Here is a 19,634-nt window from a genome sequence, read left to right as displayed (position 1 = left end):
AATTAATAAACTACAACCGGATAACCAATTTTGACATTCTCATAAATGGTTTTCATGGCACTGTACGGTGTATTGACACAACCATGAGAACCACGTGTCTTATAAATACTTCCACCAAACTCACTTCTCCATGAAGCATCATGGATTCCGACATCTCCATTAAACGGGAGCCAGAAAGAGACTTCTGAATTATAATCCTGACCCTTCAGAGTATAGTTTGTCATACGCGCATCAATTGCCCATACACCGCCGGACGGTGTGCTGTGTCCGGCTGATACATTTCCGGTTACAACCGGTGTGGATACAATACATTCCCCGTCTTTGTACAGCCACATGGTCTGTGCCGCAATGCTTACCTCAATATAAGTACTGCCAAGGTCATTCGTATCACGGCAGACACCACTATACAGATATACAGGCTCTACCGTCTCTTTTGCCCCCTGCAAAACCAGTTCCTTTAACTGCGCAACCGTTTTCTTTTTATTGATACACCAGCCATAATCACCGCCTTTCAGTGTGATTGTCTGACCATCATGTGTTTTGAACTGTCTGCTCAAACCAAACGTATCATATTTCAATCCAAGCTGATGTACATATTCCGTAATTTTATCCTCATCCAAATCAAAGGTATAATCATCACCAAATGTAATCCAGTCTGCGATTACGGAGCTATCCACCACCTCTGTCCGATCGCCAAAATCATAGGTAATCTCTGCGACAAGCATTTTATTTGCATCATCGCATTCCTGTTTTAATTTTTCATCATCCTTGTATACACTCGGTTTTACATAACAATCCTGGTTATCCAATGAAACCTCAGATGCTCCCTCACTGACAGCGGTCTCGATCACCTGCTCTGCCTTATTGACATCCAGCTGATTTCCATGTGTCTCATCCACGATCTTGAATTCCCCATCGGAATATTCCAGATGTGCATCTGTCGGAGCTGTCATGTTCTCATCCTGCATGCAGGAAAGTTTCTGGATCTCATCATCCAATTTCTGCTCATCTACGGAAATATCCAGATCAATTTCTTCCTCTGAAGTCGCTGCCATCAAAAACCACAAAAATGGTTTTTCTTTTTTAAACAGATCATCCAGTTCCTTTTTGTCATCATATTTCAGTCCGATATCCGATGCATTGATGGTCTCCTCCCCATCTCTGGCGGATACCGTAAGTGTGTAGGCATTCATTTTTTCTTCGATTTTTTCCTTGACAGATGCCACACTTTCATTGCGCAGAGCAATTCCGAACGCTGTTCCCTTTGAATAAAAATGTTTGCTGTAATACACGGTTCCTGCAATGTAGATCACGATTGCAGCCGCAATAATCAGATATAAAATTCTGCGGAAACGTTTCTGACTTGTTCTCTGTCTTTTTAATTCCTGTCTTAATTTTGTCTTTTGCACGATTCTTACTTCCTTTGTATCTAATTTCAATTTACCCTGTCTTTTTGGCTTAATCATCTCATATTGTAACTCATTTTTATTTTTCATCAACCTTTCCGGCAAAACTTAATAAAATTGTAACCTTTTCTTCTTATTTACCCAAGTGGGTTATTCATAACGGGTAATTTCTTTTTTCAACCGCTTCATGATCTTTTTTTCCAGACGTGAGATATAAGACTGGGAAATATTCATCTGATCTGCCACTTCTTTTTGTGTATACTCTCTGCCACCGGGTGTCAGACCATAGCGAAGTTCAATGATATTCTTTTCCCTTGGAGAAAGCTTGTCGATGGCACGTTTTAACAGCTTTTTCTCCACCTCTACTTCCATATCTTTATAAATAATATCATCCTCTGTTCCAAGAATATCAGAAAGCAGCAGCTCATTGCCGTCCCAGTCGACATTTAACGGTTCATCAAAAGAAACTTCCATCTTCATCTTGCTCGTCCGGCGAAGATACATGAGAATCTCATTTTCAATACAGCGTGACGCATAGGTGGCAAGTTTGATATTTTTTCCCGGATTATACGTGTTGATGGATTTGATCAGCCCGATCGTGCCAATGGAGATCAGATCCTCCACCCCGATTCCCGTGTTATCAAACTTCTTTGCTATGTATACAACCAGGCGCAGATTATGCTCGATCAGCCGTTTTCTGGCTTCCTCGCCGCCCTCCTCCGTTCCAAGCAGCATGATACACTCATTCTCATCCTCCCGTTCTAACGGTGCCGGAAGCACATCCGTGCCACCGATATAATGAATATCATTTGACTGCAAAAACAGCAGATTCTGCACAGTTGGTATTAATTTCAGTTGGAATTTTCCAGGTACGGAAACTTTTAAATACATACTTATAGATCCTTTCCATGCTCTTTTCTTTTTCTCCTCTTCTCTTACTTCCAGAGTGCCTCTGCACTCCGGTTGAAAACTATATCCGTTCAAGTCGAACGCACGTAAGACTTAGTGCGTGATTTTGGTCAGCGTAAACTGACATATTCTTCTCAGAATCACTGTAATCTGCCCTCTCATCTGATATAGCCTGCATGTAAAAGCATTTGTACCTTCGGATTCTGCATAATCTCCCCGGTATGCAGACCAATCTCCGGCTCCTTTATCTCCGTTACCGTACCTTTCTGATAAATCTTCATTTTATCCAACATCACAATTTTCAGTTTTTCTTTTTCTGTGCCGATCGTGTGACAGGAAATCTCTTTTTGTATTGTTCGGTCAGCAGCAAATTGCGCTAACACTTCCTGTTGCAAAATGCAGACCGGCCTTCCCGTCAGTGGATCTCTCAGCAGATTTCCGGTATCGCAATAAGCATCTACCGTGACATGTTCTGTCCCTGCCCACAGTTCCACCCGACAGATCTGCTGGATGACACGCCGTCGGATCTGATAGATACAAAACAAAAGTGCCGCTGCCATCCCGGACAACAGGATTTCCAATGTACTGCTTCCAAGCAACACCCCAATACTGTTCTGCACCCCACCCATCACAAACAAAATCAGATAAATGGTCAAAAGCGTGCGTAAAAACCGCCCTCGGTCTTTTGCCCCAAATACCCCAAACGTCATCAGCGGATGGATTACCATATGTAAAATGATACTGTAGACCAGATATTTTTTCAGCAGTATCAGCAACACTGTGGAGCCTGTCACCCCTGCCACACAGACTACCAGACAACGTCCCAACCGTAGTCTGTCGTTGAGCAAAAGCGCCGCGGCAAACATGGCACTCATATCCATCAACAGGTTTGTTAAAAGAAAAACATCTGCATACCATTCATACTCCACTTGTCACCTCCCTGAACAGTATACAAAAAACTCCGCGATTTTTTTGTCGAAATCGCGGAGTTTATTACCATAATATTCTATTTTCGAATGATTAGCGTTTTGTATTTTTCAGGAATTCCGGAATCTTGATGTCACGCGGAGCAACGGTTGGTGTTGGTTTCTGCGGACGCTGGATTCCATTGAACTGTGGCTGAACCGGAGTTGTGCCTGTCTGTGCCGGTTTTACGCTGCCAGCAGTACGTGCCATGTTCAAAGTATTGCCACCATTAAATTTCATGCCCGGTAAAATAGACGGTGCCGGTGCTGCGGCATTCTCCAGACCTGTTGCAATAACAGTGATGGTTGCTGCATCCGGAATAGACTCGTCGTATTTTGCACCAAAGATGATATTTGCATCATCACCGGCAAGATCCTGTACATAGCTTGCTGCATCATTTGCATCCATAAGAGAAATATCACCGGAAATGTTGATGATAACATGGGATGCACCATTGATGGTTGTCTCAAGCAACGGACTTGCAACAGCCATTTTAACTGCCTCGATGGCTTTATCATCACCGGTAGCTCCACCGATACCGATATGTGCCAGACCTTTGTCTTTCATAACAGTCTGAACGTCAGCAAAGTCAAGGTTGATCAGAGCAGGTACATTGATCAGGTCTGTGATTCCCTGTACTGCCTGCTGTAATACTTCATCTGCTTTCTTCAGAGCATCCGGCATCGTGGTTCTTCTGTCAACGATCTCAAGCAGTTTATCATTCGGGATCACGATCAGCGTATCTACGCTCTCTTTCAGATTCTCGATTCCATGTACTGCATTTGTCATACGTGTTTTTGCTTCAAATTTGAAAGGTTTTGTAACAACACCTACGGTAAGGATTCCCATATCTTTTGCAATCTTCGCAACAACTGGTGCTGCACCAGTTCCTGTTCCGCCACCCATACCACAGGTAACAAATACCATATCTGCGCCTTCGATTGCTGCTGTCAGTTCTTCTGCGCTTTCCTCTGCAGCTTTCTGACCGATCTCCGGCTGTGCACCTGCGCCAAGTCCTTTGGTGAGTTTCTCTCCAATCTGAATCAAAGTCGGTGCTTTACATAAAGTAAGTGCCTGCTTGTCTGTATTTACTCCAACAAACTCTACACCACCGATTTTTTCATCTATCATTCGGTTTACGGCATTGTTTCCAGCGCCGCCTACTCCGATTACAATAATTTTTGCGCTGGACTCAGCCCCTATTGACATGATTTCAACCACGATATTCCTCCTTTTATTCCTCCCACGGAATATATTTATACTATCTTTAACGACATTCCTGCCACTATTTTTATTATCTCTTCTATAATATCTGTTTTTGCAAAAATAATCAACCTCTAAATCATATTTAATCTGAATTTTCCAGAATTCATTCCATTATAAATTCCATTATAAGAAGAAGTAATCCATTTTCTGAATTCATTTTCTTATAAAGAAATGTGATTCATCCTCAAAAAAGAGGATACGATCCTACTGACTACCATCCGCAGATCCATCTGACGCTTCCGGAACAGTCTGCACATCATTCGGGATCTCCATCAGTTCCCCGTTTCGGAAATAAATATCCGTATTGTTCTCCGACCAAGTTTCCACATGCAGCGTTCCACTCATTCCGTCAAGCTGTGGCAGAATCTGATCCATTCGAAGGATCTTCTCATTCAGATCCGTTCCTCCACCAAGGTTTACCTGAATCTGACCATAGATCAGATAAACATTGCCATCTTTGATATAGATCATTTCCGGCACCCGGTCATATTTCTTCAAAAGCTGTGTCACATTTAACAGGGTACGAAGCAGTTTGCTGTTATCACCGATGGAAAGTTTTTTGTAAAGTTCTGCACTTTCCACAGATAAACCGTTGATCTTGGTCACACCATCGATCACCTGAGAGGAAAGTTCCACCACAAATCCATCTTTGTCAAAATATGCATTTTTTCCCAGTGACGGAATGTACAGATATCCAAGGATTCCCTTTTCCACCACTGTGATCTCCAGCTTCTGCGGCGATTTCAACCGGATCTGCAGAGAATCCACAAAGGGGATCTCCTCGGTTTTATTCAGTTTGTTTTCAAAATAAACATACAGTGAATTCCAGGAATATTTTTCATCCAAAACCCAGTCCTCAATCTGCTTGTCCGTATAGATCTCATTTCCTTTTACGGAAACATCTTTTACCACAAATACTTTCCATATCAAAACTGCTCCCAATGCAGCTACAAATGCAGCTACAAGAAGAGCAGTCAGAATGATACGTAAATTTTTCTTTTTTCGTCTCTTTCTACGCATACAGTTCTCCACATTTTATCTCAGTCTGAGTTGAGAATCTTACCAAAGTGCTGAATCATATTAACACTTTCTCAATCTAATTTGAGACTTTTTCTTCTGAATCATTCCAATTTTTTCAATGATCCTCTGTCTTTTTACTGTCAGATCACATCACTCGATCGGATGATTGGAATCAAATTTGATCCGACGCGACACATTCAGTACCAAGCCCATCTCCGTGATCAAAATCAGGATCGACGTACCTCCGTAACTGAAAAACGGCAGGATAATACCTGTATTTGGCATCCAGTTTGTAACAACCATGATATTTAACACTACCTGCAATGCGATATGTGACATAACACCCACCACCAGCAGGGAAGAAAACAGATCCGGTGCATTATTTGCGATCACCATGCAGCGCCAGAGCAACAAGACAAATAATAAAATAACACAGATTGCACCAAACAGTCCCAATTCTTCACAGATAATGGTAAAAATAAAGTCGTTTTGCGCCTCCGGTACATAACCAAGTTTCTGTACACTGGCACCAAGTCCCTTTCCGAACAAACCGCCGGAACCGATGGCATACATTCCCTGCAGCGTTTGATACACCTCATCCGGATAGTCTTCCGGATGCAGCCATGCAGCAATACGTGTCACACGATAACCACCCATTTTTACACCGATGGCTCCCAATGCGACCAGACCTGCTCCAAGAACGAAAAATTCCTTTGTCTTCGGACTGACCACAAAGATCATAAGTACGGCAATACCACCGACAATGATTGCGGTACTCAAGTTGCTAACTGCGATCACACCTACCATCGGCAGAACAAAAAGCAGTACCTTGATAATGGATTTCAGATCTTTGACCTGTTTTGGAATCCTGCTTAAAAGCGCTGCCATAAAAATGATCACTGCTATTTTTGCAATCTCAGACGGCTGCAACTGAATCGGTCCGATCTTCAGCCAACGGGTAGAACCGTTCGAACCTTTTCCGACTACAATAACCGCCGCACACATCAGAAATGACAGCACATAACTCGGAAAACTCAGCTTTTTCCACCATTCGCATGGAATCACACTGACGATAAACATACCGATGAATCCAAGAAATGCGCAGCCTGCCTGTCGTTTCAGGTAGTGAAATGGATCATTGAACACATCCTGACCTTCATAAGCACTGACACTGTAGAGCATCACCAGTCCAAACAGCACCAGAAAAATGATAATAAACAGCAGACTGTAATCAAAATATTTGGTTGTTCCCGCATCCGCAGTATTCTTATGATATTTGCGGTTACCCATGTAACATTACTCCTTTAAGGCATGAACCATTTCTTTAAACATTTTTCCCCTTACTTCATAGTTCGGGAACATTCCCCAGCTTGCACAAGCCGGAGAAAGTAATACGGCATCACCATTTTCCGCATTTTCATAGCAGATATCAACTGCCTCCTGAAGACTGTCGGCAAATACATAATCGTAGAAGCCACATTTTTCTGCTTCCTCGGCAATCTTCTCTCTTGTCTGACCGATCAAAACCAGTTTCTTTACTTTACCGTCAAAACTGTTGATCCACTCGGTATACTCAGACTGTTTATCATAACCGCCGCCGATCAGACAGGTCGGACGATCCATCGCCTGAATCCCTTTGATAGCAGCATCCGGGTTGGTTCCCTTGGAATCATTATAGAAACGGACACCGCGTTTCTCTGTCACATACTCAATTCTGTGCTCTACTGCCTGAAATGTACGCAGAGCCTGACGGATATGCTCCACCGGGACATCATAACTCATAGCCATAGCAGTCGCTGCCATCGCATTTTCATGATTGTGGCGTCCAAGGATATTCAACTCATCTGTAGATATAATTTCCTCAATCTGACCGTCATGTGCATACACGATCTTGTCACCTTCCAGATAGAAGCCTTCCTCTAATTTGGAAAGACTGCTGAAGAAAACAACCTTTGCAGAAAGATGTTTTGCCTGCTCTCTGAGCACTTCATCTTCATAATTTAATACACAGGTCTGCTCCGGTCCCTGATTTTTTGCAATGCTCATTTTTGCCGCGATGTAATTATCCATCGTATGGTGGCGGTTCAGATGATCCGGTGTAATATTTAAGATTGCGGATACTTCCGGACAGAAAGTATCAATCGTCTCTAACTGAAAGCTGCTGATCTCTGCTACCGTCACGGTATCATCCGTATCTTCTGCAACCAGACCAGTGTAAGGAATTCCGATATTTCCTACCACATGCACCTGCGGATACGTTGTTTTCATGATCTCTCCAAGCAGTGCAGTGGTCGTTGTCTTTCCGTTTGTTCCGGTAATCGCAAGTACATCACCTTTTTTACATCGATATGCCAGTTCAATCTCGCCCCAGATTGGAAGTCCCGCATCTCGCAGTTCATTGACAAACGGAAGATCTGTCGGTACACCCGGGCTTAATACAACCAGATCCAGTCCTGCACGAACTTCTTCCGGTAATTCACCTACATATAATTCCGGCATATGATCTGCCTCAAAATTTTCCAGCACATGTTTTTTATCCAGTTCCTGGTTTCCGTCAAATAATACGACTGCGGCACCAACGTTTTCCAGTAATTTTGCCGCTGCAATTCCACTGATTCCTGTTCCGAAAACCAGAACTTTTTTTCCTGCAAATTCCATTGCAACATTCCTCCAGATCCTTGATGTATAGTATAGTAAATCTCTTTATAATCCAATAAATGCAATCAGACACAAAATAGCTGTAACAATGGAAAATACTGCTACAACCCGTGTCTCAGACCATCCGCCAAGCTCAAAATGATGGTGGATCGGTGCCATACGGAAGAACCGCTTACCACCGGTCTTTTTGAAGTATACGACCTGGATCATAACCGATAAGATCTCGATCCAGTAGATCAGTCCCACGATCAGGATAAAGATCGGCATCTGCAACATATACGCTGTTGCCGCCACAAATCCACCCAATGCCAGGGAACCGGTATCTCCCATAAATACGCTTGCCGGATATACATTAAATAATAAAAATCCAAGTAATGCGCCCACTACCGCACAGGTAACCGGTGCGATGCCGCAGGCATTTCCAACGGCTACAACAGAGAAAAATGTTGCAACCAGAATTGTTACGCTGGAAGCCAGACCATCCAGTCCATCCGTAAAGTTGACACCATTTACGGTTCCGATCACTGCCAGAAACAGTACCGGAAGTGCCAGCCATCCAAGTTCCAGATAACGTCCTCCGCTAAACGGGATCAGCATAGACATCGGAATCTCATTTTTCACTAAGAAAAATGCAAAAACTGCTGTCACAACGATCTCACAAAGCATCTTCTGCCATGCAAGCAGTCCGTCTGATCTGCGCAGAACAACTTTTAAATAGTCATCCAGAAAACCGATGATTCCAAATCCCACGGTTACAAACAGGATCGGAATAATCTTCGGATATCCTTTTACATAAAACAGGGAAGTAATCACAACTGCAATCAGAATCATAATTCCACCCATAGTCGGTGTACCATTTTTCTTCTGATGAGACTGTAATTCTTCTCTCTCTGTATTTCCAATTTTTAATTTCCGCAAAAACGGAATCATGATCGGTCCAAGTACTGCTGTGATCGCAAATGCTACCAGAACCGGAATAATTACCTGATATGTCATTTTCACACCTCTTCTTACTGCGGCATTCTCCCAATGCCGACTGTATCTTTTTTTACAACTTAATTAGTATCATACGTCTTTTCGATTTGTTTGGCAACCGCAAAATAAGTTCGACATCAATTCCCTTCCTCATTTGCATCCGTGGCTTCTGTCTGCACTTTTTCGATTCCCAGATAGGGCAGCACATTTTCGAATATTTCTTTCATCACCGGTGCCGCAACGGTTCCTCCATAATACACTCCCTGTGGATGATCGATCACGACAAGTCCAATGACCTGTGGATCCTCTGCCGGTGCAAATCCAAGAAAAGATGCGATATATTTATGTTCGCTTCTTGGAAGCGTCTGAGAAGTCGCCGTCTTGCCACCGATGGAATACCCTTCAATCGCCGCTTTTTTTCCGGTTCCTTCCGACACGACTTTTTCCAACAGGCTGCGGAGTGTTTCGGATGTTTCAGTACTCACCGTCCCCTCTGTAGTATCATAGGAAAATGTGTGGATCGTCTCTCCCTGTGCATTCTGCACAGAAACACCGAAATGCGGTGTGACACGTCTGCCGCCGTTGATCAGCGAAGCTGCAGTGGTCACAAGCTGAATCGGTGTGATCTGAAACGACTGGCCAAATGATATGGTAGCCAGTTCCACCTGTCCTATGTTGTCTTTTTTATGCATAATCGTTGCTGCCTCACCGGGGAGGTCTATCCCGGTTTTGGACAACAGACCGAATTGCTCAAAATAATGGTAAAAATCATCTGCGCCAAGCCGCAGTCCCAGTTCAATAAAAACCGGGTTGCAGGAATTCATGATTCCCTGGGTAAAATCTTCTGCACCATGTCCGGTTGTCTTATGGCATCGGATCCTGCGATCCTCCACGATCTTGTAACCCGGACAGTAGAAACGGTCACTGACGGATAATACGTGCTGTTCCAGCGCTGCTGCCGTCGTAATGATTTTGAACGTAGATCCCGGTTCATAGGTGTCGTTGATGCTTGGATTGCGCCACATCTGATTTAACAGATTCTGCTTTTCCTTATCCGATATTCCTGAAACATCTGTGTTTAAGGTAAAAGGCTCATTCAGATTGTATTCCGGCTCATTTACCATTGCCAGAATCTCACCATTTTGCGGATTCATCAGGATGATCCGCACACCATCTGCCGCTTTTTCCTGCAATACAGTCTGTGCTGCCTGTTCACAGTAGCTTTGCAGATTGTAATCCAGACTGATGGTCAGCTGGTTTCCGGTCTGCGGTTCCTCCCGGCGTTCCCCTTCCTGCTCCAATTCTCCACCGGAGGCATTGGTCATGGTCAGGATCTTGCCGTCTGTCCCTGCAAGCCATTCATCATAGCGCACTTCCAGTCCCACAATTCCCTGATTGTCTCCACCGGTAAATCCAATGACTTTTGACGCCAGTGAATCATACGGATAATAACGTCGATAGTCTTCGTCAACTTTTACACCTGCAAGATCATATGCCAGTATTGCATCCCCGATCTCCTTTGGAACATTTGTTTTGATCCGCTCAATGGAACTGTTTTTTTCCACTCTTTTTCGGATCGTCTCCTCCGGAAGTTCCAGTTCCTTTTGCAGCACTTCGATCACGCGCTCCGGATCCTCGATCTGACTGTGGATCACCGATATCGTACATACCGATTTATTATCTGCCAGAACGATCCCGTTACGGTCTACGATTTTTCCCCGGGCAGCTTTGATACTGCGCTCCCGTTCATGGAGATCCTGTGCAATCTTTTCATAATAGACGGACCGAAATACCATAAGATAGATCAGTCTTCCAAACAACGCTGCCATCACAATGGTGATCATCAGCATCAATGCAACAATCTTTTTTCTCTGGAAGGTTTTCAAATGCCGCATAATTGTGTGCCTTAAAGCATACTTATTACACTTTATTCCACACACATACTGCACATTCCCTTTTTCTACTTTTCCACAATAATTCTGACTGTTTCTATTTTTCTAATATAAAAGAAATTCAAAACTTTTTACTGACCGGTGGTATCGGTCGGTGCTTCTGTCGGCACTTCACTGTCCATAGCTTCTGTCTGTTCTACCGGGGTTCCCTCACCGGTAATACCAACACCTTCATTGATACCGGTTTTCTCTTCATCCGGATAGATGCCAAGGTATGGAAGCGCTTCCTTTAAAATTTCTCTGGCAATACTCTGTGCATAATAGCTGTGTGCCTGATCCTCTGAATTTGCCTCATCTACAACGACATAGATAGCAACCTGTGGATTTTCTGCCGGTACAGAGCCGATAAAGGATACCAGATATTTTCTTGCGGATCGCGGTAATTTCTGTGCCGTACCGGTCTTGCCGCCCATGGAATAGCCATCCACTTTTGCTTTCTTACCGGAACCGTTATCTACAACGCCTTTTAAATACTGGCGGATTGTTGCGGATGTTTCCTCTGACACGGTCTCTTTTACCAGTGTCGGATCAATCGTCTGAACGCTATTGCCATTTGCATCCTGTATTTTGCCAACCACATGCGGCTGATAATATTTTCCGCCATTGATCAGAGAACAGTAACCAGTGATCATCTGGATCATGGTTACGTTATAACTCTGTCCAAAGGAGTTGGTTGCAAGGTTGATGGTACTGAGCTGGTCTTCTGTGTAGATCAGGGAATCAGTACGCGCTTCACCCGGCAGATCAATATTGGTCTTCAGTCCAAAATTAAAGATCTGCTGATATCTGCTGAAATTTGCCGGCCCGATCAGATAAGACATCTGCATCAGGGCATCGTTGCAGGAATTTTCCAGCGCCTGCTGAATGGTTTCCATGCCGTGTCCGGCTTTCTTAATACAGCTGATATGATGTCCGGCAATGGTCTCTGCACCATCACAGTAAAATGTTTCATTTCCGGTCAGCGTTCCACTTTCCAGTCCGGCGGCTACCGTAAATGGTTTTGCGGTAGATCCAGGCTCATAGGTGGAAGATACACAGAAGTTGTTCCACACCTGATTTAATAATGCCAGATGATGGATCTGCTCTAACTGTTCGTCACTGTAATGTTCACTTAACGCAGCACTCCACTGTTCATCTGTCATAGCATCAATTTCATCGGTGCTGTAGTACTTTTTCAGTTCCACACGTTCTGCCTGTTTGATGGTTTTTGCCCGTTCTTCCTCGGTAAAATACTTATCAGTATCCGCATTCCACGGATCCTGCAAACTGAAGGTTCTGTTCGTTGCCATTGCCAGCACTTCACCGGTGTTTGGATCCATCATGATGACACCAATATTTTTGGCACCTTCATGCTCACTGTCCTTCATTGCATCATTAAATTCTGCAATCTTGCTCTCTGCGATGGACTGAAGATTTGCATCAATGGTGGATACGATCGTATTGCCATCCGTTGCATCTTTTGCTTTGATCTCATAATTAGAATCTGAATTGACATATCCATATTCTTTACCGTCAATGCCATTCAATTCATCATTATAATAATCTTCCAGCCCGCCGATACCTTCGTTACCGGATGTGGTAAATCCAAGCAGGGAACAAGCCAGGGTGTCATACGGATAGTTTCGGATATATTCCTTTTCAAACCAGACACCTTTGATATTTTTTCCTGTTTTCTTGTCATTCTGCAGAGACTCAAATTCGGCAATTTCTTCATATGGAAGCTTCTTTGCCAGAACGTAATAACGCTTCTTCGGGTTTGCCTTTACATAAGTTCTGATATCATCTGTATTGAGTTCAAAACACTGTGCCAGTGCTGACAGCGTCGGTTCCATATAATCTTCCTTCGAAGTCAAAACGCTGCAATCTAAAATGACATTGTAAACATCTGTACTCGTCGCTAAGACAGTCCCCTTTCTATCTACAATGTCACCCCTGCGAAACGGTATGGTCTTACTGCTGTATTCCTGCTGGTTCAGAACAATCTTGCCATACTTGTCTCCACTTTTTAATTCAATATAAGCCAAACGTCCCACCAGAGCAATCAGCATTCCAATGATGATCAGAAATACGATCAGCATCTTCGCCTTCATTCTGGTGAGAAATTTGTACGTAATGTTTCTGTTTTTTCCAGCTCTTTTTCTGGACTTTTTTGGTCTTCCGGGTCTCATTCTTTCTCCTCTTTAGTTCGTTGGAATTTCCCCATACTGATTCATGTAATCGCTATTCTCTACTGAATAATAACGAACCTGATCACTCCCCGGCATAACCAGTCCAAGACCGATTGCTGCATCCTTGATCTGGTCAAGATTCATTGTGGTCTCCAGACGCTTCTCTGCTGCCACATTATCTGATTTCATATCAGCGATCTCGCTCTCAATGGTTGCAATGTTCGCAAGTCTGGTAGTTACATCAGACTGCAAATATAAAAATACGCCACATACCAGGCAACAGACAATGGTTGCACACGCAAGAAAAGCAACATATCCACGATTCATAGACAATGCTCTCTGTTGATTCTGTCTTGCTGCATTACGGCGCATCCGCTCTTTTCTCAGCTGCTCCGGGGATTTCTCCTCATATTGTCTGCGGCGCTCCGGTGCACGTTCCGGCTGGCGTACCACATTTCCATCGATATAAGATTCACGACGATATTGTCTGTTTCTGTTCTCCATCTTCTACACGCTTTCTTTCTAATTTCCTATTATCTTCGTTCAAATACACGCAGCTTTGCGCTCTTAGAACGTTTATTGTATTCCATTTCTTCTTCTGTCGGTAAAATTGGCTTTCGTGTCAGCATCTTACCAAGGGATTTCTTTCCACATACACAAACCGGAAAATCCGGTGGACAAGTACATGGATTCTCATTCCGCTTGAAATTCGTCTTGACAATCCGGTCTTCTAAGGAATGGAAGGTAATAATGCAAAGTCTCCCACCCGGTTTCAGCATCTGGATCATCTCATCTAAAGAATCCTGAAGCACGTCCAACTCGTGATTTAACTCAATTCGGATTGCCTGATATGTACGCTTCGCCGGATGACCTCCGGTCGCCCGTACCTTTGCCGGGATTGCTGCCCGGATGATCTCATTTAGCTGCCCTGTCGTCTCGATGGGTGCCACCTGACGCGCCTGCACGATATGTTTTGCAATATTTTTTGCAAATTTATCTTCACCATAATCGCGGATCATACGATAAAGATCCTGCTCACTGTATTCTGCCAAAATGTCCTTTGCCGTCATACTCTGACGCTGATCCATACGCATATCCAGAGGAGCATTTTCTTCCTTATAAGTAAAACCTCGCATTGGCTCGTCCAACTGATAGGACGAAACTCCAAGATCCAGCATAATGCCGTCCACCTGCTCAATACCAATCTCTCTGAGTCGCTGCGGCATCTCACAGTAATTACTTCTTATGATCGTCACCTTATCTTCAAATGGCTTCAACCGCTCTGTTGCTGCCGCGATTGCATCTGCATCCTGATCAATTCCGATCAGTCTGCCTTTATCTGACAGTCTGCTGCAGATCTCATAACTGTGTCCCGCACCACCTAAAGTACCGTCCACATAGATTCCATCCGGATCTGTAATGAGATTCCCGACTGTTTCTTCCAGTAAAACTGATATATGAGAAAACTCCATCGTTTCGCCTTTCTATTGCTTTCTGGTCAAGCGGATATTCGCAATCCGCTTCGCTACTTGCTCATAACCGAATAACTGCTCCGCAGTTTATCAGAAGGAGCTTGCACTCCTCCTGATACAAGCAAGTCCCCACCCACTGCTTATTGCTTTTCGCAATTGAAGCAGGGGACTTACTTGATTCGGTTAAAATCTCAGACCGATCTCTGACATGTGTTTTGCGATCTGATTTACATCCGAATAGTCTTTTGTCTTGAGCCAGCGTTCCTTGCTCCAGATTTCTACCCGGTTAAGTACACCTGCCAGTACGGCCTCTTTCTCGATTCCCGCATGTTCACGCAGAACTGCCGGAAGTAGCACTCTGCCCTGCTTGTCTACTTCACAGTCTGCTGCTCCTGAGAAAAAGAATCTTGTAAACTGACGTGCATCTTCATCTGTCAGTGGTAATTCGCTGAATTTGTCTTCGATTTTCTCCCACTCCTCATCCGAGTAAACGTATAAGCATCCATCCAGACCTTTTGTTACTACGAATGTTTCGCCGAGTTTTTCGCGGAATTTTGCCGGGATGATCAATCTGCCTTTTGCATCTACAGTATGATTGTATTCGCCCTTAAATCCGCGCGCCATCGAAAACACCTTCTTTCTGGTTCGTATTCGGTGTCTTAGTTATCCACAAAGTTATCAACCTTATCCACTTTCCACCCTTTTACACCACTTTCATCCACTTTTATATAAATATTAATGCATCTATTCGCAAAAATCAATAGCATTTTCATAATCCGGGCACAAAAAAACACCGGAATCTCGCGTGATTCCAGTGTTTTTTAAGGAAATCTACATTTTTTCCAAAAAGTGGGGCGTTTTCCCACAAAAAAGTACGTTTTTGTACTTTAATCCTCATAGTAACGTGTGATCAGATCATCCAGTTTTTTACTCTGGTCATAGGCATCCTCATGGTCTACCCCACATTCCGCCACTACCTTATCCAGCATTTTTCGTTCCTGTTTGATCATCTCTTTTAATTCCATCGCTTCTTGCATCCTGTGTTTCCTCCAACATGTGCAATTCTTAACCTTCGTCCTGCAACAACATCTTACCATCATGTTCCCTGCTTGCAAAGACTACATGTGTGGTTACTGTTTACACAGGATAGTTACAGCGGCTTTCCCATCTTATCTTATTTACAGCAGAAATCACCACATTCTGTGTCCTGACACTGACAGGCATCTGCTCCACCACCGATCCCCACACTGTCGGCACAGCATTTGCATCCGCGGTTGTGCACACAGTCTTTTGCTTCACAATCAATGTTTACCGTACTGGTCGCATATCCGGTGGAATTGCTCGGCGCACCACTTCTCTCTTTGAAGCTTTCGCAGCAAGTATCGCTTGCCTTTTTCGCATTTGATCCACCCACGGTAATATCCTCTTTTGCGCAGTAATGATCCTGATTATACAGGCAGCTTGTTACAGAACAATCTAATTGTGTCATTGTAAGATCCTCCTTTTGATTTCATACAAAAAGAGTATCTTCCTTTTTTCAAAAAATATACAAACTTAAAAAAAGAAAAAGCATTGCAATTCACATATAACACTCATAAATCGAAAAACATATAAGCAATATGCAGACATATCACACATAAATATGTAACTATATAAAAAAGATATCCATGCAAAATCATTCACATGGATATCGATATGTTTCTTATATTATTATTTTCTGCCGCAGCATTTTTTATATTTTTTGCCGCTTCCGCATGGACACGGATCGTTCGGATATACTTTTGCAGCTTTTACAACAATACCGGATTTCTTCTGCTCTGTGTATAACTGTTTTAATTTCTCCTCAGAGAAGATTTCTTTCCACTGTGGAAGTTCGTATAACCAGTCAGCTTTTGCATCTACCATGTTTTTGTAAAGTTTCTCTTTATCAAAAGCAAGACTTACATGGCTGTCTTCGCTTAAATCCTCAAGGTCATTCTCCTCTACAAGACTCTCATTGATTCCATCTAAGAAACCAACCATAGCCATCAGTTCAATATCGAAACGCTCTGCCAGCTCTTTAACAGTTCCTTCTACAACCTCATCCGGGTTGGAAAGAAGTTTCTCATATACGCTTTTTTCAATTGCAAAGTAACGGCTCCAGAAGTTCTGAAGCTGACCTCTGTCTGCATTTTCATTAAAGGCAACTGCCTGCCAATCCTGTAATAATCCCATTATGTTTACCACCTTTTATTTATTTTATTCATCATTGCGCTTTACTGCATGTTTTAGTATAACTCATACACGCCATGTTTGTAAACTGTATTTTTTCGAATCCGCTTCTATTTTCATGAATATATTTTCCCAATCCGGTTATAATGAAAATGAACACAAAAGACAAGTTTTTTTAACTTATCCTCCCCTATTTATGAAGGGAAAGCTCTCACTTTCCTAACCCAGAAAAATACCGCCGCAGCGTTGTTGGGAACCTGTGGCGGTATTTTCCTGTTATTTTATCATTACTTTTTCAAATTCGTTTTATTTTCTGTAAGCAAGTGCATTCCAGCGCAGCTCGTTTTTCAGCTGACGGATGTTGGTATCTTTATCAATATAAACAGCTTCGATACCCATTGCATCTGCCCAGTCTCCCATCTGCTCCGCAGTCAGATCATAAGAGAATGCGGTATGGTGTGCGCCGCCGGCGAGAATCCACGCTTCAGCACCTGTGATCAGGTTTGGCTGTGGTGTCCAGAATGCAGTAGCAACCGGAAGTTTCGGCATCGGTTTCTCTGTCTTTTTGCAGTCTACATCGTTGATAATCAGACGAAAGCGGTCGCCAAGGTCGATCAGGGAAGTTGCGATTGCCGGACCTGTCTTTGCAGTAAATACCAGACGTGCCGGATCTTCTCTGTCACCCATGGATAACGGCTGCTCTTTGATGCTGATTGGACCATCTGCGATACTTGGGCAAACCTCCAGCATATGAGCTTCCAGAACGCCTTCTTTTCCCGAAACCAGATTGTATGTATAATCTTCCATGAAAGAAGTTCCTTTTGCATCTTTTATGCCCTGAGTCATAATCTTCATAACACGTACCATGGCTGCTGTTTTCCAGTCACCTTCGCCACCGAAACCGTATCCTTTTTCCATCAGACGCTGGATTGCCAGTCCCGGAAGCTGCTGCAGAGCACCCAGATCTCCGAAATGTGTTACGATCGCCTGATAATTTTTCTCCTCCAAGAAACGCTCAAATCCGATCTCAATGCCTGCCTGGACTGCGACATGTTTGCGGAACTCTTTTTCATCTCTGCCCTCTAACAGAATCTGATATCTGCTGTAATATTCCTCTACTAAAGTATCAATATCTGCCTGAGAAACAGCGGCAACTGCCTCTGCGATCTCGTTTACCGGATAAGCATCTACTTCCCATCCGAATTTGATCTGTGCTTCTACTTTGTCACCCTCGGTAACGGCTACGTTTCTCATGTTGTCAGCGATTCTCATAACACGGATGTGGCTGCTCTCTACCACACCAACTGCGGTACGCATCCAGGAACCGATTTTTTTCTGAACAGCTTCATCTTCCCAGTAACCAACTACGATCTTGCGCTCCATACCAAGACGGCTGAAAATATGACCAAACTCACGGTCGCCGTGTGCAGACTGGTTCTCATTCATGAAATCCATGTCGATGGTATCATACGGGATCTCACGGTTGAACTGTGTATGCAGGTGCAGTAACGGTTTTCTGTACTCTTGCAGACCAAGGATCCATGATTTTGCCGGTGAAAATGTATGCATCCATGTGATAACTCCGGCACAGTTCTCATCATTGTTTGCCTCGTTAAAAGTCTGACGGATCAGTGCGTTTGTGATCAGGGTTGGTTTCCAGACTACTTCATATGGAAGGTTTCCGGAAGCATTTAATGCATTTACGATAATTTTGGCATGTTCTGCCACATGTGCAAGACATTCATCTCCGTATAAGTCCTGGGAACCGGTGCAAAACCAAAATTTGTAATCTTTCTGCTGAATCATAGTATGTTTCCTCCTCATAAATATTGTTTATGTTTCATAGTTTCACTTTTGTTAATTATTCTGTCCGTAATATGCGTTCGCACCATGTTTTCTGTAATAGTGCTTGTCCTGTAATTCCTGCGGTGCCGGCTGATTCTGCGGATTGATCATCTCACAGCGTGCTGCCATTTTTGCAACTTCTTCTAATACTACGGCATTGTGAACCGCTTCGTTTGCATCTTTGCCCCAGGTAAACGGACCATGGTTTTTGCATAATACAGCAGGTACTGCAATGTAATCTTTTTTGCGGCGTTCAAACTCATCTGCAATCAGGACGCCGGTATTATGCTCATAACCTTCGTCAATTTCTTCTTTTGTCAGATTCCGCACACATGGAACTTCTCCGTAAATATAATCTGCATGTGTCGTTCCATAACACGGAATATCGCGTCCTGCCTGTGCCCAGCTTGTTGCCCAGGAAGAATGGGTATGTACGATTCCGCCGATATTCGGGAAACGATTATAAAGAACCACATGGGTTGCGGTATCAGAAGATGGATTGTAACATCCTTCCACCTTATTTCCCTGCAAATCCACAACAACCATATCTTCCGGTGTCAGAAGGTCATATTCCACACCACTTGGTTTGATGACAAATAATCCGGATTCCCGGTCAATGCCGCTGACATTTCCCCAGGTAAATGTAACCAGACCATATTTTGGAAGCAGCATATTTGCTTCGTACACCTGTTTTTTTAATTCTTCCAACATGTCAAAATTCCTCCATTCTTCCGATATACTTCAAGTCGAACGCACGTGAGACTTGGTGCGTGATTCTGGTCAGCG

18 protein-coding genes are annotated in these 19,634 nt (G+C 43.5%); all 18 read right to left on the bottom strand.

Going from position 1 to position 19,634, the window contains the following annotated elements; translation table 11 throughout:
- Positions 1–2 precede the first annotated feature (2 nt).
- The 18 genes from LG34_RS07130 to LG34_RS07045 all read right to left on the bottom strand — a co-directional run bounded on the left by LG34_RS07130 (position 3) and on the right by LG34_RS07045 (position 19,559).
- Positions 3–1,466 carry a L,D-transpeptidase family protein gene (locus LG34_RS07130; protein ID WP_177957224.1) on the bottom strand — a complete coding sequence of 488 codons (1,464 nt, stop codon included), beginning with the start codon at positions 1,464–1,466 and terminating at the stop codon, positions 3–5.
- 90 nt (positions 1,467–1,556) lie between these two features.
- On the bottom strand, positions 1,557–2,297 hold the full coding sequence (gene sigE, locus LG34_RS07125) for an RNA polymerase sporulation sigma factor SigE (RefSeq protein ID WP_109215489.1): 741 nt from the start codon (positions 2,295–2,297) through the stop codon (positions 1,557–1,559).
- Between the two features lie 176 nt (positions 2,298–2,473).
- Positions 2,474–3,244 (bottom strand): sigma-E processing peptidase SpoIIGA, encoded by a 771-nt coding sequence (locus LG34_RS07120; protein ID WP_109215488.1) that lies wholly within the window; start codon positions 3,242–3,244, stop codon positions 2,474–2,476.
- 91 nt (positions 3,245–3,335) lie between these two features.
- Positions 3,336–4,502: a cell division protein FtsZ gene (gene ftsZ / locus LG34_RS07115; protein ID WP_242979826.1), complete on the bottom strand. Its 1,167-nt coding sequence runs from the start codon at positions 4,500–4,502 to the stop codon at positions 3,336–3,338.
- 249 nt (positions 4,503–4,751) lie between these two features.
- Positions 4,752–5,567, bottom strand: coding sequence for a cell division protein FtsQ/DivIB (locus LG34_RS07110; protein WP_109215487.1), 816 nt, complete (start codon positions 5,565–5,567; stop codon positions 4,752–4,754).
- A 150-nt stretch (positions 5,568–5,717) separates the two neighbouring features.
- Positions 5,718–6,857 (bottom strand): putative lipid II flippase FtsW, encoded by a 1,140-nt coding sequence (gene ftsW, locus LG34_RS07105; protein WP_109215486.1) that lies wholly within the window; start codon positions 6,855–6,857, stop codon positions 5,718–5,720.
- A gap of 6 nt (positions 6,858–6,863) precedes the next feature.
- Entirely contained in the window at positions 6,864–8,225 is a 1,362-nt protein-coding gene (murD, locus tag LG34_RS07100; protein ID WP_109215485.1) for a UDP-N-acetylmuramoyl-L-alanine--D-glutamate ligase, read from the bottom strand.
- Positions 8,226–8,270: 45 nt separating this feature from the next.
- On the bottom strand, positions 8,271–9,221 hold the full coding sequence (gene mraY, locus LG34_RS07095; RefSeq protein ID WP_109215484.1) for a phospho-N-acetylmuramoyl-pentapeptide-transferase: 951 nt from the start codon (positions 9,219–9,221) through the stop codon (positions 8,271–8,273).
- Between the two features lie 116 nt (positions 9,222–9,337).
- Complete coding sequence (locus tag LG34_RS07090; protein ID WP_109215483.1) at positions 9,338–11,095, bottom strand: peptidoglycan D,D-transpeptidase FtsI family protein; 1,758 nt, start codon at positions 11,093–11,095, stop codon at positions 9,338–9,340.
- A gap of 128 nt (positions 11,096–11,223) precedes the next feature.
- The gene (locus LG34_RS07085; protein ID WP_242979825.1) at positions 11,224–13,230 is read right to left on the bottom strand and encodes a peptidoglycan D,D-transpeptidase FtsI family protein; all 2,007 of its coding nucleotides are present in this window, start codon (positions 13,228–13,230) and stop codon (positions 11,224–11,226) included.
- Positions 13,231–13,332: 102 nt separating this feature from the next.
- Complete coding sequence (locus LG34_RS07080) at positions 13,333–13,824, bottom strand: hypothetical protein (RefSeq protein WP_109215482.1); 492 nt, start codon at positions 13,822–13,824, stop codon at positions 13,333–13,335.
- A 29-nt stretch (positions 13,825–13,853) separates the two neighbouring features.
- Complete coding sequence (rsmH, locus tag LG34_RS07075) at positions 13,854–14,792, bottom strand: 16S rRNA (cytosine(1402)-N(4))-methyltransferase RsmH (RefSeq protein ID WP_109215481.1); 939 nt, start codon at positions 14,790–14,792, stop codon at positions 13,854–13,856.
- A gap of 183 nt (positions 14,793–14,975) precedes the next feature.
- Entirely contained in the window at positions 14,976–15,416 is a 441-nt protein-coding gene (gene mraZ / locus LG34_RS07070; RefSeq protein ID WP_109215480.1) for a division/cell wall cluster transcriptional repressor MraZ, read from the bottom strand.
- Between the two features lie 263 nt (positions 15,417–15,679).
- Complete coding sequence (locus tag LG34_RS07065) at positions 15,680–15,829, bottom strand: aspartyl-phosphate phosphatase Spo0E family protein (RefSeq protein ID WP_158582174.1); 150 nt, start codon at positions 15,827–15,829, stop codon at positions 15,680–15,682.
- A 137-nt stretch (positions 15,830–15,966) separates the two neighbouring features.
- The gene (locus tag LG34_RS07060; protein WP_109215478.1) at positions 15,967–16,281 is read right to left on the bottom strand and encodes a DUF1540 domain-containing protein; all 315 of its coding nucleotides are present in this window, start codon (positions 16,279–16,281) and stop codon (positions 15,967–15,969) included.
- A gap of 221 nt (positions 16,282–16,502) precedes the next feature.
- The gene (locus tag LG34_RS07055; protein WP_109215477.1) at positions 16,503–17,006 is read right to left on the bottom strand and encodes an SEC-C metal-binding domain-containing protein; all 504 of its coding nucleotides are present in this window, start codon (positions 17,004–17,006) and stop codon (positions 16,503–16,505) included.
- Between the two features lie 303 nt (positions 17,007–17,309).
- Positions 17,310–18,809 (bottom strand): L-arabinose isomerase, encoded by a 1,500-nt coding sequence (araA, locus tag LG34_RS07050; RefSeq protein ID WP_109215476.1) that lies wholly within the window; start codon positions 18,807–18,809, stop codon positions 17,310–17,312.
- Between the two features lie 51 nt (positions 18,810–18,860).
- Positions 18,861–19,559, bottom strand: coding sequence for an L-ribulose-5-phosphate 4-epimerase (locus LG34_RS07045; RefSeq protein WP_109215475.1), 699 nt, complete (start codon positions 19,557–19,559; stop codon positions 18,861–18,863).
- Positions 19,560–19,634: the final 75 nt, after the last annotated feature.

It is taken from the genome of Eubacterium ramulus, assembly GCF_003122485.1.
Lineage (GTDB): Bacteria > Bacillota > Clostridia > Lachnospirales > Lachnospiraceae > Eubacterium_I > Eubacterium_I ramulus_A.
This window is presented reverse-complemented; position numbering and strand designations above follow the sequence as displayed.

Coding starts and splice junctions, on each gene's coding strand:
- sigE (WP_109215489.1), bottom strand. CDS start 2,297: ATGTATTTAAAAGTTTCCGTACCTGGAAAATTCCAACTGAAATTAATA.
- ftsW (WP_109215486.1), bottom strand. CDS start 6,857: ATGGGTAACCGCAAATATCATAAGAATACTGCGGATGCGGGAACAACC.
- LG34_RS07080 (WP_109215482.1), bottom strand. CDS start 13,824: ATGGAGAACAGAAACAGACAATATCGTCGTGAATCTTATATCGATGGA.
- murD (WP_109215485.1), bottom strand. CDS start 8,225: ATGGAATTTGCAGGAAAAAAAGTTCTGGTTTTCGGAACAGGAATCAGT.
- LG34_RS07060 (WP_109215478.1), bottom strand. CDS start 16,281: ATGACACAATTAGATTGTTCTGTAACAAGCTGCCTGTATAATCAGGAT.
- mraZ (WP_109215480.1), bottom strand. CDS start 15,416: ATGGCGCGCGGATTTAAGGGCGAATACAATCATACTGTAGATGCAAAA.
- LG34_RS07090 (WP_109215483.1), bottom strand. CDS start 11,095: ATGCGGCATTTGAAAACCTTCCAGAGAAAAAAGATTGTTGCATTGATG.
- rsmH (WP_109215481.1), bottom strand. CDS start 14,792: ATGGAGTTTTCTCATATATCAGTTTTACTGGAAGAAACAGTCGGGAAT.
- LG34_RS07085 (WP_242979825.1), bottom strand. CDS start 13,230: ATGCTGATCGTATTTCTGATCATCATTGGAATGCTGATTGCTCTGGTG.
- LG34_RS07130 (WP_177957224.1), bottom strand. CDS start 1,466: ATGATTAAGCCAAAAAGACAGGGTAAATTGAAATTAGATACAAAGGAA.
- LG34_RS07110 (WP_109215487.1), bottom strand. CDS start 5,567: ATGCGTAGAAAGAGACGAAAAAAGAAAAATTTACGTATCATTCTGACT.
- LG34_RS07055 (WP_109215477.1), bottom strand. CDS start 17,006: ATGGGATTATTACAGGATTGGCAGGCAGTTGCCTTTAATGAAAATGCA.
- mraY (WP_109215484.1), bottom strand. CDS start 9,221: ATGACATATCAGGTAATTATTCCGGTTCTGGTAGCATTTGCGATCACA.
- LG34_RS07045 (WP_109215475.1), bottom strand. CDS start 19,559: ATGTTGGAAGAATTAAAAAAACAGGTGTACGAAGCAAATATGCTGCTT.
- LG34_RS07065 (WP_158582174.1), bottom strand. CDS start 15,829: ATGCAAGAAGCGATGGAATTAAAAGAGATGATCAAACAGGAACGAAAA.
- araA (WP_109215476.1), bottom strand. CDS start 18,809: ATGATTCAGCAGAAAGATTACAAATTTTGGTTTTGCACCGGTTCCCAG.